Raw genomic sequence first — 16,568 nt, 5'->3', positions numbered from 1 at the left:
CAACGTTTCGCTAGCCGGAAAATGCTACTAATATCTCATATGAGTAACAAAACGAAAAATCATGTAACTAAATGTGTATTTTAGGGAACTTTGTGAACTTAATCAAAATTCCGTTCCACCTGATAAGGCAAAACGCCATTGCTTATCTATCTATATGAATTATTTATGATTAATTTGGATAAGCGATAATTCGTTCATTTTGTGTGTTGAATTCGCCTTCTTTTTATTCAGCTCCTGTCTTTGCAAGACGTGCGGCGCATGGTTAAAAAATGAGCAGATTTATCAGCGGCTTTGCGTTCTTATGAACATAAAGTGCGATCTGCGTCACCAGTATGCACCGAAACAGTGCGTAACATAAATGTGATTTCCAGGCCTTGATGTTTAAGTTTGTTGAATTTTGCTAACAGTAATTGACATAAAAAAAGGCCAGCTTGCGCTGGCCTCTGAGGTTTATAACCGAAAAATTTAGAATGTCGCGTTGCGCGGGGTTCGCGGGAACGGAATGACATCGCGGACGTTCTGCACGCCGGTTACGTAGGCAATCAGACGTTCGAAGCCCAGACCAAAGCCGGAGTGTGGCACGGTGCCGTAGCGGCGCAGGTCGCGATACCACCAGTAGTCTTCTTTGTTGAGCCCCATCTCTGCCATACGTGCGTCCAGCACGTCGAGACGCTCTTCACGCTGGGAACCACCGATGATCTCACCGATACCCGGCGCCAGGACATCCATTGCCGCGACGGTTTTACCGTCTTCGTTAAGGCGCATGTAGAACGCCTTAATGTCTTTCGGGTAGTTTTTCACGACGACCGGTGCTTTGAAGTGCTCTTCGGCCAGATAACGTTCGTGCTCGGAGGAGAGATCCACGCCCCAGTAAACCGGGTTCTCAAACTGCTTGCCGCAGTTTTCCAGAATAGTGACGGCATCGGTGTAATCCACCTGGGCAAAGTCAGCGGAGACGAAACGCTGCAGTCGGTCGATAGCGTCTTTGTCTACGCGCTCGGCGAAGAACTGCATGTCATCCGCACGCTCTTCCAGTACCGCCTTGAAGACGTACTTGAGCATCGCTTCTGCCAGACCTGCAACATCATTCAGGTTGGCGAAGGCGACTTCCGGCTCCAGCATCCAGAACTCCGCCAGGTGACGGCTGGTGTTGGAGTTTTCGGCACGGAAGGTCGGGCCGAAGGTGTAAATTTTCGACAGCGCACAGGCGTAGGTCTCGCCGTTCAGCTGGCCGGATACGGTCAGGAACGATTCCTTACCGAAGAAGTCTTTATCGAAGTCGACTTTGCCCTGATCGTTACGCGGCAGGTTTTCCAGATCCAGCGTCGACACGCGGAACATTTCGCCGGCGCCTTCGGTATCGGAAGCGGTGATCAGCGGGGTGGAAACCCAGAAGAAGCCCTGTTCGTCGAAGAAACGGTGCAGCGCCTGCGCCAGGGTATGACGCACGCGAGCTACCGCGCCAATCAGGTTGGTTCGCGGACGCAGGTGCGCCACTTCACGCAGATACTCGATGCTGTGGCGCTTGGCCGCCATCGGGTAGGTGTCCGGGTCTTCCACCCAGCCGGTGACTTCCACGCCGGTCGCCTGGATCTCAAAGCTTTGACCCTGACCCTGGGAAGCCACGACTTTACCGGTGACAATCACCGAGCAACCGGTGGTCAGACGCAGTACTTCCTGATTGTAATTGGGCAGAGAATTATTAATAACGGCCTGTACAGGATCAAAGCAGGAACCGTCATAGACGGCGAGGAAAGAAAAGCCAGCTTTAGAATCTCGGCGGGTACGCACCCATCCGCGGACCGTGACTTCGCTGTCAACGGCAACGCGGCCCTGGAGTACGTCGGCTACAGGCACAACGCTCATAATAATCTCTCTATGTAGTCCAATAAAAAAGTCTCTTCCCCCTACAGCGGGGGGATATCTATGTTACCTGTCATCTTCCATCAGACAAGCAGAATTCGCACATGGGAGGGAGGATTTCGGAAATAAATTAGCCGCGGGGCCGTTCTTTACCTTCCGTTTACCTCTTTTACGCGAATTATTCGATAATGACCGTCATTTCCTGCTTCGCGTTTTGCATCGATACGATGGTGCGGAAGGATTTGATATTCCCCGAGGCAAAGAAGAGCTCACGGGTCAGGGCTTCGTATTCCGCCATATCGCGGACGTTGATCACCAGCAGAAAATCGAAGTCGCCGGTGACGTAATAAACCTGCTGCACCTGCGGGCAACTGACAAACCGCTGTTTATCCTCTTCAAGTAGGTCAAGGCGTTCATTCTCGATCGTAACCTGCACCATGATAGTGGTTGGACGGCCCACTTTACTGGCATCAACCACGCTCACGCTGCCTTTAATGATGCCAGCCTCTTCCAGCGCGGCAATTCGCCGGTTGACCGCCGAGGCGGAAAGACTGACGCGATCGGCGATTTCCCGCTGCGACAGGCGATTGTTGCGCTGTAGCAGGGTGAGAATTTTTTTATCCCAACTATCCAGTTTCATTATCTTTGTCGCCCTAAATACCTGTGATCGGCCTCACGCATGCAACTTTGTTGCGTGAAAGAGGTGAATCAGAGTGAAAATTGCGAAGCTATGGGCAATTTTGCGCCATTTAACCATCGGCGGCAGTGTACCATCTCAGACAGTGGTAAAGCGTGAAATCGCTACAGAAAACCACTGACGTTATTTCTATAGCCTAAATAATTCGAGTTGCAGAAAGCCAACACACATGCAACTTGAAGTATGACGGGTATACATCGATTTATTCGACCATCTCTTTATTGGCCGCGCGGATCCCTGCGCCCTTTATTTGGCCGGGCTGGTCGTTGATTAATTCATCGTCGTACGACGATATGGATAAAAGGTTTATTTATGACGGACACGATTAAATATCAACTCAACGCCCGGCATCTGCCGTATGAACAGGGGGCGGACCTCAGTCTGCTCAATGAAAGCGTTGGCGACGAAGTGCTGGCATTCCATCAAAAATTCCCCGCCTATCGGGTAACGCCGCTGCGAAAGTTGGATTATTTAAGCCAGCGTCTCGGGCTGGGATCGTTGCATATAAAGGATGAAGCGCAGCGTTTCGGCCTTAACGCCTTTAAAGGATTAGGCGGTTCTTATGCGATGGGAAAATATCTCGCGGAACAGCTTGGGCGCGATATTAATACTTTGAGCTTTAGCGATCTTAATTCACCAGAAATCAAAGCCCGTATTAAAGATATTGTGTTTGTCACCGCTACCGATGGCAACCACGGCCGTGGCGTGGCGTGGGCGGCGGAGCAGCTTGGGCTACGGGCGGTTGTTTATATGCCTAAAGGTTCCTCGCCGGTCCGCGCGCAGAATATTCGCCAGCATGGCGCTGAGTGCACAATAACCGAACTCAATTATGACGATACCGTCCGTCTGGCGGATAAAACCGCCAAAGAGCAGGGTTGGGTACTGCTGCAGGACACCGCCTGGCAGGGCTATGAACAGATCCCTACCTGGATCATGCAAGGTTATATGACGCTCGCCGTTGAAACCTGGCAGCAGTTGGCGCAAAGCGGCGCCAGGATGCCTACGCATCTGTTTTTACAAGCCGGCGTCGGCTCTTTTGCCGGCAGCATTATGGGGTATTTCGTTGAGAAGATGCAGCAGAATGCGCCGACAATAGTGATCCTTGAACCGCATAAAGCGAACTGCCTGTACCGTTCGGCAACCATCAATGACGGGCAACCGCACAGCGTCGGCGGCGACATGGCGACGTTAATGGCCGGCCTTGCTTGCGGCGAACCCAATATCACCAGTTGGCCGATGCTGCGTGACCATGCCCGTTGTTTTATCTCTGCCGATGATTGTCTTGCCGCTAACGGCATGCGCCTGCTGGCCGCGCCGCGGCCAGGTACCGATGAACCCTTTATCTCCGGCGAATCCGGCGCCATCGGCGCGGGAGTGCTTTATGCGCTGATGACTCAGCCGGAATACCGCGAACTTGCCGAAGCGCTGCGGCTGAATGCTGATGCGCAGGTCCTGTTAATCAGCACTGAAGGAGATACGTCCCCGGATGTCTATGAAGACATCGTCTGGTTTGGCCGTAATGGCTAATCGCCATCGGCAATAACAAGAGGGCCATCTTACCTACCCTACGAGCCCTCGGTATGACATGCGTTCTGACTAATAACGAAAACATACGCGGATTCGCGTAATGCATAGAGAGAACCTGACCGATGAATACTGAAAATGCTGTGACAGAAAGAGGATGTTGCGATGCCGCAAAGTGGCATAGCGAAGATACCGTGTGGGTGCTTGGCCTGTTCGGCACGGCAATTGGCGCCGGGGTGTTGTTTCTGCCGATTAACGCCGGAATTGGCGGTTTTTGGCCGCTGCTTATCGTTTTTGCTCTCGCTTTTCCCATTACTTATCTGGCGCATCGCGGGCTGGCACGATTTATTTATTCTTCCAACACGCCGGAAAGCACGATCACCGATGTCATTGGCGAGCATTTTGGCGCGCTAGCGGGGAAGGTGTTTACCGTTATCTATTTCTTCGCTGTGTACACCATTTTGATTATGTATGCGGTAGCCATTACGAATACTGCGCAAAGTTTTATCAGCCATCAACTGGGGCTGGCGGAGCCGCCGCGGGCAGTGGTGTCGATTGTGCTGATCCTCGGGCTGATGTTTATTGTCCGCCTCGGGCAGCGTTTGATTATGCGCGTGATGAGCACCCTGGTTTATCCCTTCATTATTTCACTTATTTTTATGGCGCTGTTTTTGATCCCGCACTGGAACGGCGCGATTTTGCACACCGTGAGCTTCAGCGCAATGGGCGATGGGCGCGGCATTTTACTGACGCTGTGGATGACTTTTCCGGTGCTGGTTATGTCGTTTAACCACTATCCGATCGTCTCGCCGATGGTCGTACGCCAGAAGCAGCGCTACGGACTCGCGCTTGCCGAGCGCAAATGCGCGCAGATCCAGCGCTATGGCATTCTCTTAATGACCGTGGTGGTGCTATTTTTCGTTCTCAGCTGCGTGTTGAGCCTGTCACCACAGCAGTTAGCGGAAGCAAAAGCGCAGAATTTGTCGATCCTGTCGTACCTCGCCAACCAGTTTGAGACGCCGATTATTGCCTGGCTATCGCCAATCATTGCGTTTGTCGCGATTACGAAATCGTTTCTTGGCCACTATATCGGCGCTTATGAATCGCTGCGCGATCTGATTATCGAGGCCGCCGCCGCGCGGGGGAAAAAACCGACTATCCGCGCAGTTGACGCCGTTATTCTGGTTTTTATGGTCCTCACCTGCTGGTTCGCCGCCTATAAGAACCCAAGCATCCTCGGTATTATCGAGTGCATCAGCGGCCCGACCGGGGCTGCGATTCTACTGCTGTTGCCGATGTATGCCATTCATAAGTTACCGGTGCTGGCGCCGTATCGCGGCAAAGCCAGCAACGTTTTCGTCACCCTGATTGGGTTAATTACCGTATCCGCCATTTTTTACGGCATGTTCCAGTAACCCCGAACAATAGCGAGATGTTTTATGAGTCATGATCTACAGATAAACGGCCAGCGGCTGATCGATTCCCTGTTTGCGCTTGGTGAATGCGGCGCGTTGGAAGGCGGCGGCGTCTGCCGCCTTGCGGCGACCGCGGAAGATAAAGCCGGTAGGGACTTTGTTGTTGCCCGGATGAACGCGCTGGGGCTGACTATCTATATCGATGCTATCGGCAACGTTACCGGTGTTTATCGCGGAGAAGAGGCGCTACCGATGGTGATGATGGGGTCGCATATCGACACCGTGGGTACTGGTGGCCTGTACGATGGCAACTACGGCGTGATGGCCGGTCTCGAGGTGATTGCCACCCTTCAGGATGCCGGGATTCGTCCGCGACGTCCGTTAGCCGTAACCTTCTTTACTAATGAGGAGGGGGTGCGATTCCAGCCCGATATGATGGGAAGCGTGGTGTTTGCCGGGGAGTATCCACTGGCGCAGGCCCTGGCGGCAAAAGACCACAATGGCATTACTCTTGACGAGGCGCTGCGGGAGATTGGCTATAAAGGCGAACATCAGCCGGGCAATCTGCCGGTAGATAGCTACGTCGAACTACATATCGAACAGGGACCTATCCTCGATAAGGAACGGATTGATATCGGCGTCGTCATCGGCGTGCAGGGTATTTCATGGCAAGAATTTACGCTAACAGGCGTGTCGAATCACGCCGGTACGACACCGATGTCCATGCGCCGCGATGCCGGCCTGGCGGCGGCGAAAATCGCCGTTTTTGCCCGTGAACTGGCGATGAGCCTCGGCGGCAATCAGGTGTCTACCGTCGGGCATATCAGCGTTAAACCCAACCTGATTAACGTCATTCCAAATCACGTCGTGATGTCGGTGGATTTACGCAATACCGATAACGCTATCTTAATTGAAGCGGAACGGCGCTTAGCCGAGTTTGTCGCCACAACGGCGCAGGAAGAGGGGGTGGAGATAGCCAGCCGTTCACTGGTGCGTTTTAACCCGGTCATTTTTGCCGATGAAATCGTCAATGCCGTTGAAGCGGAGGCGAAACGTCAAGCCCTCAGTTATCGGCGCCTGCCGAGCGGTGCCGGCCACGACGCGCAATTTATGGCTTCGGTATGCCCCGCAGGGATGATTTTTGTCCCCTGTGTTGACGGCATTAGCCACAACGTCAATGAACATAGCGAAGCCAAAGATCTCATTGCCGGCGCCAATGTGCTGCTGCAGGTGGTATTACAGCGCGCGCAGCGTGCGGCATAATTTTTACAGGAGTGAAGAATGAATCAACAACAGCTAAAGCAGCAGCTTATTGCCTGGCGCCATCACCTGCATGCCAATCCGGAAAGCGCCTTTGAAGAAGTCAAAACCTCGCAGTTTATCGCCGAGAAACTCGAAGCGATGGGCATTGAGGTTCATCGTAATATAGGTAAAACCGGGCTGGTGGGCGTGTTGAAATGCGGCGACGGTAACGGTGTTATCGCCATCCGCGCCGATATCGATGCTATTCAATTGAACGAACAGGGTGAACGGCCTTACCGCTCCACGACCGCCGAACGGATGCACGGCTGCGGGCATGATGGCCATACCTGCATTGCGCTGGGCGCGGCGCAGTTGCTATTGCAGCGGCAAAACTTTAACGGCACCGTCTGTTTTGTTTTTCAACCTGCGGAAGAACCCGGTTATGGCGCCAATGCGATGATGACGGACGGCGTTATCGAGCGTTTCGGCATCGAGGAGATTTACGGCCTGCACAATATGCCGGGTATGAAGGCCGGGACCATCGCCACCCGTGTCGGCGGTATTATGGCCAGCGAAGATAACTTTATTATCCGTATTAAGGGGCAGGGGGCGCATGCCGCCCGGCCGCATATGGCGAAGGATCCGCTGGTGATTGCGGCAGAAATTATTCTGGCGCTGCAGACCATCGTTTCACGCAATATCGACCCGAACGTGCCGGCGGTGATCTCCTGTACGGAGCTTCATACTGACGGTATCCGCAATGCGATCCCCACGCATGTGGAAATTAAAGGGGATACCCGCAGCTACTCGGCTGACGTACAGGCGCTGCTGGAAGCGCGCATGCGGACCATCAGCGAAGCGATTTGCGCGATGCACGGCGCGCAGTGCGAGTTTAGCTATACCCATGAATTCGCCCCGACGGTGAACTGGCAGCAATGCGTTGATGTCGCGGTCAATGCGGCGGTGAACGTCGTGGGGGCGGAAAATGTCGACGGCAACGTCGCGCAGATGATGATTTCGGAGGACTTCGGCGCCTTCCTGCAGGAGATCCCCGGCTGCTTCATCTTTTTAGGTAACGGCGATGCGTCTGATACTCAGGGCAATACGCCGCTGCATAACGCTTGCTACGACTTTAATGATGAAATTTTACTGACCGGCGCGGAGTATTTTGCCGAGGTGATCAGGACAAGATTGCCGCAGTAGAGATGTTAGTCGGCCCGGCAGCGTAACGCCGCCGGGCCGTTTTTTTAACTCGCCTTTTTAATCGGCGGCAAGTCGAACGCCTCGCGCAGGGCGCGGACGAACGCCTTATCGTGGCAGATGGTTTTCCCCGGGCTGTCGGAGAGTTTCGCCACCGGCTTGCCGTTACATTCCACCAGCTTAATCACGATATTGAGCGGTTTGACCTGCGGCAGATCGCAGGTTAAACGGGTGCCGATACCAAAGCTCAATTTCACCCGCGAAGCGAAGTGGCGATACAGGTCGACGGCTTTCGCCAGATCGAGGTTATCGGAGAAGACCAGCACTTTACTCAGCGTATCGATGCCCAGCTTTTGATAATGGGCGATGGCTTTTTCACCCCATTCCACCGGGTCGCCGGAGTCATGGCGCAAACCCTGATAGCGGGTAGCGAATTCCGGGCCAAAATCGCGCAGGAACGCATCCATGGTGATGCAGTCGGTCAGCGCAATACCAAGCTGGTCGGGATATTCTTCCAGCCAGGCGGCAAGGGCCGCCCGCTGGCTGCTGGCGAGGTTCGGGCTGATCTGCTGGTGGGCCTGGAACCATTCATGCGCCTGGGTGCCCATCGGGGTTAAATGTAAGCGACGAGCCAGATCGTAATTGCTGGTGCCGACAAACCACGGCTCCTGCTGCAGACGTTGCACAATGGCCTCTTGCACTTCGCGTGAAAAACGACGGCGGGTACCGAAGTCCATCAGGCGGAAGGCGCGCATATCGAGGCCAGCGGTCATGCTGGCGAAGTCGCCTAGTTTATGTTCCAGCGTGTTCAGTGCCTGATCGACGCCCGTCTCGGGTGAACGATAGCGATGGACCAGCTCGCTTATCACCGCCAGCAGCGGGACTTCCCACATGATGGCTTCACGCCATGGGCCGGTAAGGCGAATGTTAAGCTTGCCGTTGTCATTGCTGACCGTGACCTGGCGCGGGTCATAGCGAAAATCGCGCAGCCAGTCGAGATAATCCTGGCGGAAAAAGGGAAGGGTGGACAGCCAGTGATATTCATCGTCCCGCAGCCTCAGGTCGCGCATGGACTCCACCTGCTCGCGGATCGCGTCGGCATAAATGCCGAGCAGGTCGTCTCCGCGGCAGCGAAACTCCGCCGCCACATGCACATCGCCGTAGCGATGGAAGACAGCCTGCTGCATGTGCAGCTTGTAGGCATCCGTATCAAGCAGCGAGTGCAGTACAGGAGAAGTGAATTGTGTCATGGTGCGCAGTAGCATCCTCTCACTGGAGCGTTCCATCCAAACCAACGCGAAAAAGGAGGCGGAGTATACCTTTATTACCCGACTCTGTCCCGCGATGGCGAGCGATGGCGACGCTGACGGTCATTTGCGAGGCCTAGTTTAATATATTGAACATGGATCACACCACAAGCTTTGCGTCGGGTCGAGGGCATTTCGTGCCGCACGTGTTAACAAAATGTAGCGGTTTTCGTGTTTCACATTGAAAAGATGAAGATTCTGCATAGCGCGATTGACACAACGGGAATAGACTGGGACGACACTTTACCCAAGATGCGAAAGGTTTTTTATGACACAACAGCCCCAAGCCAAATACCGCCACGACTATCGTGCGCCGGAGTATCTGATTAGCGATATCGATTTGACCTTTGACCTGGATGCCGCAAAAACCGTCGTTACGGCCGAGAGCAAGGTCTCCCGCCACGCGGCTGCGTCTGATGTGCCATTGCGCCTGGACGGCGAAGATCTGACCCTGATCGCGCTGCAAGTGAACGGCCAGCCGTGGAGTGACTATAAAGAAGAAAACAATCAGCTGGTGATCGGCGGCCTGCCGGAGCATTTCACCCTGACCATCGTCAATGAGATAAGCCCGGCGGCGAACACCGCGCTGGAAGGCCTGTATCAGTCAGGCGAAGCGCTGTGTACGCAGTGCGAAGCGGAAGGTTTCCGCCATATTACCTGGTATCTGGACCGCCCGGACGTGCTGGCGCGGTTTACCACCAAAATCATCGCCGACAAAGCGAAATACCCGTTCCTGCTCTCCAACGGCAACCGCATGGCGCAGGGAGAGCTGGAGAATGGCCGCCACTGGGTACAGTGGCAGGATCCGTTCCCGAAACCGTGCTACCTGTTTGCGCTGGTGGCCGGTGATTTTGACGTTCTGCGTGACACCTTTACCACCCGCTCCGGTCGTGAAGTGGCGCTGGAGCTGTACGTCGATCGCGGCAATCTCGACCGCGCGCCGTGGGCAATGACCTCGCTGAAAAATTCCATGAAATGGGATGAGGAGCGCTTTGGCCTCGAGTACGACCTCGACATCTATATGATTGTCGCCGTCGACTTCTTTAATATGGGCGCGATGGAGAACAAAGGACTCAACGTCTTTAACTCCAAGTATGTCCTGGCCCGTACCGATACCGCCACCGATAAAGACTATCTTGATATCGAGCGGGTGATTGGTCATGAGTATTTCCATAACTGGACCGGCAACCGCGTCACCTGCCGCGACTGGTTCCAGCTCAGCCTGAAAGAAGGTCTGACCGTGTTCCGCGATCAGGAGTTCAGCTCCGACCTCGGCTCACGGGCGGTTAACCGCATCAACAATGTGCGCACCATGCGCGGGTTGCAGTTTGCTGAAGACGCCAGCCCGATGGCGCACCCGATCCGCCCGGATATGGTTATCGAGATGAATAACTTCTACACCCTGACGGTTTATGAAAAGGGTGCCGAAGTGATCCGCATGCTGCATACCCTGCTGGGTGAAGAAAACTTCCAGAAAGGGATGCAGCTGTACTTTGAACGTCATGACGGCAGCGCGGCGACCTGCGATGATTTCGTCCAGGCGATGGAGGATGCCTCGAACGTCGACCTGTCACACTTCCGCCGCTGGTACAGCCAGTCCGGTACGCCAATCGTCACCGTGCATGACGACTACAACCCGGAAACCGAGCAGTACACGCTGACCATCAGCCAGCGTACGCCGCCGACCGCCGAGCAGGCCGAAAAGCAGCCGTTGCATATCCCGTTTGCCATTGAGCTGTACGATAACGAAGGCAAGGTGATCCCCCTGCAGAAGGGCGGCCATCCGGTACACCCGGTGCTCAATGTGACTCAGGCCGAGCAGACTTTCGTCTTCGATAACGTTTATTTCCAGCCGGTGCCGGCGCTGCTGTGCGAATTTTCAGCACCAGTGAAACTGGAATATAAGTGGAGCGATCAGCAGCTCACCTTCCTGATGCGCCATGCGCGGAATGATTTCTCGCGCTGGGATGCGGCGCAGAGCCTGCTCGCGACCTACATCAAGCTGAACGTCAACCGTCATCAGCAGGGACAGCCGCTGTCGCTGCCGGTGCATGTGGCGGACGCCTTCCGTGCCATCCTGCTGGACGAGAAGATTGACCCGGCGCTGGCCGCCGAGATCTTAACCCTGCCGTCGGCTAACGAAATCGCCGAGATGTTCGCCATTATCGATCCGATCGCCATCGCCACCGTACGCGAAGCGCTTACCCGCACCCTGGCGAATGAGCTGGCGGACGAGTTCCTCGCGGTTTATAACGCCAATAAGCTCGACAGCTACCGGGTGGAGCACGCCGATATCGGTCAGCGTGCCCTGCGTAATACCTGCCTGCGCTATCTGGCGTTTGCGGAACCGACGCTGGGCGATAAGCTGGTGGCGGCGCAGTATCACCAGGCGGATAACATGACCGATGCGCTGGCCGCGCTGTCGGCGGCGGTCGCGGCTGAATTGCCGTGCCGCGATGCGCTGATGCAGGAGTACGATGACAAATGGCATCAGGACGGTCTGGTGATGGATAAGTGGTTTATCCTGCAGTCCACCAGCCCGGCAGCCAATGTGGTTACAACGGTACGTGGTCTGCTGAATCACCGTTCGTTTAGCATCAGCAACCCGAACCGTGTGCGGTCGTTAATCGGCGCTTTCGCCAGCAGCAACCCGGCGGCGTTCCATGCTGAAGACGGTAGCGGCTACCAGTTCCTGGTGGAGATGCTGACCGAGCTTAACCAGCGTAACCCGCAGGTGGCGTCGCGTCTGATTGAGCCGTTGATTCGTCTGAAGCGTTATGATGAGAAACGCCAGGCGCTGATGCGCGCCGCGCTGGAGCAGTTGAAGGGGCTGGAGAATCTCTCCGGCGATCTGTTCGAGAAAATCAGTAAGGCGCTGGCGTAACGGCCGCAAAATCCCCGGTTGCGCTCTCGCTTACCGGGGCTACAGCGCTGTGCGATTTGGTAGCCCGGCCGAGCGAAGCGCGGGCCGGGGACGTTAGTTAGCCATGACTAAACAAACGCGGTGCGCTCTCGCTCTTGCCGCGTTTCATCACCCGATCCAGCACCTCTGCCTCCAGCTCGGCCAGCTTCGCCGACCCGGTGCGCCGCGGTCGCGGAATATCCACGTTCAAATCGAGGCCAATTTTCTTCTCTTCAATTAACAGCACCCGGTCGGCCATGGCCACCGCCTCACTGACGTCGTGCGTGACCAGCAGGACCGTAAAGCCATGCTCCTGCCACAGGGAAACGATCAGCTCCTGCATTTCCAGACGGGTGAGGGCATCCAGCGCCCCCAGCGGTTCGTCCAGCAGCAGCAGGCGCGGGCGATGGATCAGCGCGCGGGCCAGCGCAACGCGCTGCTTTTGCCCGCCCGACAGCGCCGCCGGCCACTCCTGCGCGCGGTTCTCGAGTCCGACGCTGGCCAATGCCTGTAGGGCGGCGTCGCGCCAGGCGCCTTTTAACCCCAGCCCCACGTTATCAATCACCGTTTTCCACGGCAGCAGGCGCGCATCCTGAAACATCATCCGGGTGTCGTCCTGGATCGCCGCCAGCGGCGTCGCGCCCGCCAGCAGCTCGCCGGCGTTCGGTTTTTCCAGACCCGCCAGCAGGCGCAGCAGGGTACTCTTGCCGCCGCCGCTGCGGCCCACCACCGCCACAAACTGGCCGCTGGGAATATGCAGATCCAGCTCGTTAAGAATAGTGTTATCGCCATAGCGTTTCGTCACCCCGTTCAGCAGCAACGGGATACCTGGGTTCAGACGGGCAGTGTTCATGCGTTAGCCTCCTGAAGATGATACGCCGGGTTCCAGCGCAGCCAGAGCCGTTCCAGCAGCTGGGCGCAGACGTCGGCCAGTTTGCCAAGGATGGCGTAAAGAATGATGGCGACCACCACCACGTCGGTTTGCAGAAATTCACGCGCGTTCATCGCCAGATAGCCGATACCGGCATTCGCTGAAATGGTTTCGGCAACAATAAGCGTCAGCCACATCAGGCCAAGAGCGAAACGCACGCCGACCATAATTGAGGGCAGGGCGCCGGGTAAAATCACGTGACGGAACAGCGCGAAGCCGGATAAACCATAGCTGCGCGCCATCTCCACCAGCCCACGGTCGATATTACGGATCCCATGCCAGGTGTTGATATAGATCGGGAACAGGGTGCCCAGCGACACAAGGAAGATCTTGGCGGTCTCGTCGATGCCGAACCACAAAATCACCAGCGGGATCAGCGCCAGATGCGGCACATTACGCAGCATCTGGATCGAGGTGTCCAGCAGACGCTCGCCCCAGCGTGACAGGCCGCTGATCAGGCCGAGCACCAGCCCGATGGAGCCGCCGATGGCGAAGCCGACCAGCGCCCGCCACGAGCTGATGGCCAGATGCTGCCACAGCTCACCGCTGGCCGAGAGCGTCCAGAACGCTTTCAATACCCCCTCCGGCGAGGGCAGTACCCGTGTCGACAGCCAGCCAACGGACGAGGCCAACTGCCAGACAATGACCGTCCCTACCGGCAGCAGCCAGGGGGCGAGGCGTAACAACAGGGGATGGGTTGATTTTGCCATCAGTGCCTCCTCAGCTTTGCGCCACTTTACGCGGGATAAACTCGTTGGCGACCGCTTCCCCCTGCAGGCGCAGATTTTGCGGCTGCGGGATAGACGGCACGGCGACGTCGAGCAGGGGGAACAACAGCTCGCCGACCCGATACGCCTCTTCCAGATGCGGATAGCCGGAGAAGATAAAGCTATCGATCCCCAGCGCAGCGTATTCATTGATTCGTTCGGCAACGGTGGCGGCATCGCCCACCAGCGCGGTACCGGCGCCGCCGCGCGCTAAACCGACACCGGCCCACAGGTTAGGGCTGATCTCGAGCTGATCGCGTCGACCGTTATGCAACGCCGCCATTCGCTGTTGACCGACCGAGTCGGTTCTGGCGAAGGCTGCCTGGGCGCGGGCGATAGTTTCATCATCAAGGTGGGAGATAAGGCTGTCCGCGGCCTGCCAGGCTTCCTCGTTGGTTTCCCGCACGATCACGTGCAGACGGATGCCAAAACGCACCCGGCGTCCATGCCGGGCCGCTTTCTCCCGGACCTGAGCAATCTTCTCTGCCACCTGTTTCGGTGGTTCACCCCAGGTGAGATAGAGATCGACCTGCTCAGCGGCCAGATCCTGCGCCACCTCAGACGAACCGCCGAAATAGAGCGGTGGACGGGGCTGCTGGAGCGGCGGGAACAGCAGCTTAGCGTCGCGAACGCGCTGATGCTTGCCGTTAAAGGTGACGGTTTCTCCCTCCATCAGCTTGCGCCAGATGTGGGTAAATTCAGCTGAGGCCTCATAGCGCTCGGTGTGGTCGAGGAAGACGCCGTCGCCGGCCAGCTCGGCGGGATCGCTGCCGGTGACCAGATTGAACAGCGCCCGGCCGTTTGACAGTCGGTCCAGTGTCGCCGCCTGGCGGGCGGCTACCGTCGGCGACACCACGCTAGGCCTGAGGGCGACAAGAAATTTCAGCCGCTGCGTCACCGGGATCATCGAGGCCGCAACCAGCCAGGCATCTTCACATGAGCGTCCGGTCGGGATCAGCACGCCGGTGAACCCCAGCCGATCCGCCGTCTGCGCGATTTGCTGCAGATAGCCGTAATCGACCGGACGGGCGCCCTCTTCGGTGCCCAGATAACGACCATCACCATGGGTCGGTAAAAACCAGAACATATTCAGACTCATGATTTCGCTCCTTGTGCGGCAACGGGCTGCCAGATACGGGCCCGGATATCAACTTTTTTCGGCACCAGCTTGTTCTCATAGAACAGGTCGGCCGTCTGCTGCTGGCGAGCGGCGGTTTCGGCACTCACCGGGGTTACTGAGGTGGGGGGACGATGGTCCAGATAGCTGGCGATCACCGCTTCCGGTAATCCCATCGTTTTCGCCAGCAGCGTAATGCTTTGCGCGCGCTGGCTATGGGTCAGGGCATCGGCCTGAGTAAAGGTGTCGAGTACGCCTTCAATGAAAGCGCCATTGCGTTCAGCGTAGGGCCGGGAAGCAAGATAGAACGATCCCGTCTGTTTCAGATCGGTTCCGTCAGTGAGCACCCGGGCGCCGCCCTGCAGCAGCGCGGCGGAGTAGTACGGATCCCAGATGGCCCAGGCGTCGACATTGCCCTGCTGGAAGGCGGCGCGCGCATCGGCGGGGGCAAGGTAAACCGGCTGAATATCGCTAAATTTCAGGCCCGCCAGCTGCAGGGCGCGCAGCAGCAGATTGTGGGAGCTGGAGCCTTTCTGGAAAGCGACCTTTTTCCCTTTTAATTCGGCAACGTTGTGAATGGGACTGCCTTGCGCTACCAGGATGACTTCCGCTTTGGGCTTGGGGGGCTCCGAACCGATATAGACCAGATCGGCGCCCGCCGCCTGAGCAAAGATAGGCGGAATGTCGCCAGTGCTGCCGATATCGATGCTGCCGACGTTCAGCGCCTCCAGCATCTGGGGGCCGGCCGGGAATTCAATCCACGAGATATGGGTGCCCGGATAGCGCTGCTCCAGCAGCTGGTGGCTCTTCGCCAGCACCATGCTGACGCTGCCTTTCTGATAACCAATGCGCAGGGCATCGGGCGCCGCCGGGGCGGCGTGGCCCAGCGCAGAGAACAGCAGCAGTCCGCCGAGGGTCAGCGCGCGGAGAGGATTAAACATGTTCCACCCCACGCAGAGACGTTAACGACGGGGCTCGGCTGCTGGGACGATGCAGCGCCTGCCAGAAGGTCTCCAGGGACTCATCCAGGCGCCGCTGCAGGTTAGGGGTGAACTGCGGCTTATGCTGGTAATCCGTGACCTGGCTGTCATCGGCGAAGACGCCATGGAGGATCTCCTGGGCCTTCAGGGCATTCAGGACGGGTTTCAGAGCGTAGTCCACCGCCAGCATGTGGGCGATGGTGCCGCCAGTGGCCAGCGGTAGCACGATTTTGCCCTCCAGCGCGCGCTCAGGAAGCAGATCGAGCAGGGTTTTCAGGGCGCCGGAAAATGAGGCTTTATACACTGGCGTGGCGATAATCAGACCGTCGGCCCCGGCCAGTTGCTCGTTGAGCGTTTGTAGCGCCGGGTTGTCAAAGCGAGCGTACAGGAGGTCTTCCGGGGCAAAGTTCTGCAGATGCCAGTGGCAGACTTCGATATCGGCGGCGGTGAGCGTCTCTCTGGCATATTCCAGCAGGGCGCTGGAACGGGAAGGGTAACGCGGGCTGCCCGCAAGCGTAATGACGCGCATCTCTCTCTCCTTATAACTAAATGTTTGCATTTATCTATAATTGATAACATTTGCAGTGAGTGTGACAGAGCACCATTATTTCCCTAAATGATTT

13 protein-coding genes are annotated in these 16,568 nt (G+C 56.7%); 5 read left to right on the top strand and 8 right to left on the bottom strand.

Annotation, left to right across the window (positions count from 1 at the left end; translation table 11 throughout):
- Window positions 1-465: 465 nt before the first annotated feature.
- Window positions 466-1,866 (bottom strand): asparagine--tRNA ligase, encoded by a 1,401-nt coding sequence (gene asnS, locus CWM58_RS18940; protein ID WP_100681537.1) that lies wholly within the window; start codon window positions 1,864-1,866, stop codon window positions 466-468.
- A 175-nt stretch (window positions 1,867-2,041) separates the two neighbouring features.
- Window positions 2,042-2,503, bottom strand: coding sequence for an Lrp/AsnC family transcriptional regulator (locus CWM58_RS18935; RefSeq protein WP_045395698.1), 462 nt, complete (start codon window positions 2,501-2,503; stop codon window positions 2,042-2,044).
- Between the two features lie 369 nt (window positions 2,504-2,872).
- Between CWM58_RS18935 and dpaL the strand changes: the two genes are divergently transcribed.
- From dpaL to CWM58_RS18915, 4 genes are all read left to right on the top strand, one after another.
- The gene (dpaL, locus tag CWM58_RS18930; protein WP_074386407.1) at window positions 2,873-4,087 is read left to right on the top strand and encodes a diaminopropionate ammonia-lyase; all 1,215 of its coding nucleotides are present in this window, start codon (window positions 2,873-2,875) and stop codon (window positions 4,085-4,087) included.
- A 122-nt stretch (window positions 4,088-4,209) separates the two neighbouring features.
- Entirely contained in the window at window positions 4,210-5,499 is a 1,290-nt protein-coding gene (locus CWM58_RS18925; protein ID WP_074386406.1) for an aromatic amino acid transport family protein, read from the top strand.
- A gap of 24 nt (window positions 5,500-5,523) precedes the next feature.
- A complete protein-coding gene (locus CWM58_RS18920; RefSeq protein WP_100681536.1) occupies window positions 5,524-6,762 on the top strand; it encodes a Zn-dependent hydrolase in 1,239 nt (412 codons plus the stop codon).
- An 18-nt stretch (window positions 6,763-6,780) separates the two neighbouring features.
- Window positions 6,781-7,944, top strand: coding sequence for a M20 aminoacylase family protein (locus CWM58_RS18915; RefSeq protein WP_100631484.1), 1,164 nt, complete (start codon window positions 6,781-6,783; stop codon window positions 7,942-7,944).
- A 44-nt stretch (window positions 7,945-7,988) separates the two neighbouring features.
- On the opposite strand, the gene pncB is transcribed toward CWM58_RS18915, so the two are convergent.
- Entirely contained in the window at window positions 7,989-9,191 is a 1,203-nt protein-coding gene (gene pncB / locus CWM58_RS18910; RefSeq protein WP_100681535.1) for a nicotinate phosphoribosyltransferase, read from the bottom strand.
- Window positions 9,192-9,516: 325 nt separating this feature from the next.
- Here pncB and pepN point away from each other — a divergent pair, with 325 nt between their 5' ends.
- A complete protein-coding gene (gene pepN / locus CWM58_RS18905) occupies window positions 9,517-12,132 on the top strand; it encodes an aminopeptidase N (RefSeq protein WP_100681534.1) in 2,616 nt (871 codons plus the stop codon).
- A 97-nt stretch (window positions 12,133-12,229) separates the two neighbouring features.
- Here pepN and ssuB read toward each other — a convergent pair whose 3' ends face one another.
- The 5 genes from ssuB to ssuE are packed head-to-tail and all read right to left on the bottom strand — an operon-like array spanning window position 12,230 to window position 16,474.
- Entirely contained in the window at window positions 12,230-13,003 is a 774-nt protein-coding gene (gene ssuB, locus CWM58_RS18900; protein WP_074386401.1) for an aliphatic sulfonates ABC transporter ATP-binding protein, read from the bottom strand.
- Window positions 13,000-13,791: an aliphatic sulfonate ABC transporter permease SsuC gene (gene ssuC, locus CWM58_RS18895; protein ID WP_008805877.1), complete on the bottom strand. Its 792-nt coding sequence runs from the start codon at window positions 13,789-13,791 to the stop codon at window positions 13,000-13,002. The genes ssuB and ssuC overlap by 4 nt, the downstream gene beginning before the upstream one ends.
- A 10-nt stretch (window positions 13,792-13,801) precedes the next feature.
- Complete coding sequence (gene ssuD / locus CWM58_RS18890; protein WP_061155165.1) at window positions 13,802-14,947, bottom strand: FMNH2-dependent alkanesulfonate monooxygenase; 1,146 nt, start codon at window positions 14,945-14,947, stop codon at window positions 13,802-13,804.
- The gene (locus tag CWM58_RS18885; protein WP_023297328.1) at window positions 14,944-15,906 is read right to left on the bottom strand and encodes a sulfonate ABC transporter substrate-binding protein; all 963 of its coding nucleotides are present in this window, start codon (window positions 15,904-15,906) and stop codon (window positions 14,944-14,946) included. The genes ssuD and CWM58_RS18885 overlap by 4 nt, the downstream gene beginning before the upstream one ends.
- Window positions 15,899-16,474: an NADPH-dependent FMN reductase gene (gene ssuE / locus CWM58_RS18880; protein ID WP_008805880.1), complete on the bottom strand. Its 576-nt coding sequence runs from the start codon at window positions 16,472-16,474 to the stop codon at window positions 15,899-15,901. The genes CWM58_RS18885 and ssuE overlap by 8 nt, the downstream gene beginning before the upstream one ends.
- Window positions 16,475-16,568 lie beyond the last annotated feature (94 nt).

Origin of the sequence: Klebsiella sp. H-Nf2, assembly GCF_002806645.1 — a bacterium.
Classification (GTDB): domain Bacteria; phylum Pseudomonadota; class Gammaproteobacteria; order Enterobacterales; family Enterobacteriaceae; genus Klebsiella; species Klebsiella variicola.
This window is presented reverse-complemented; position numbering and strand designations above follow the sequence as displayed.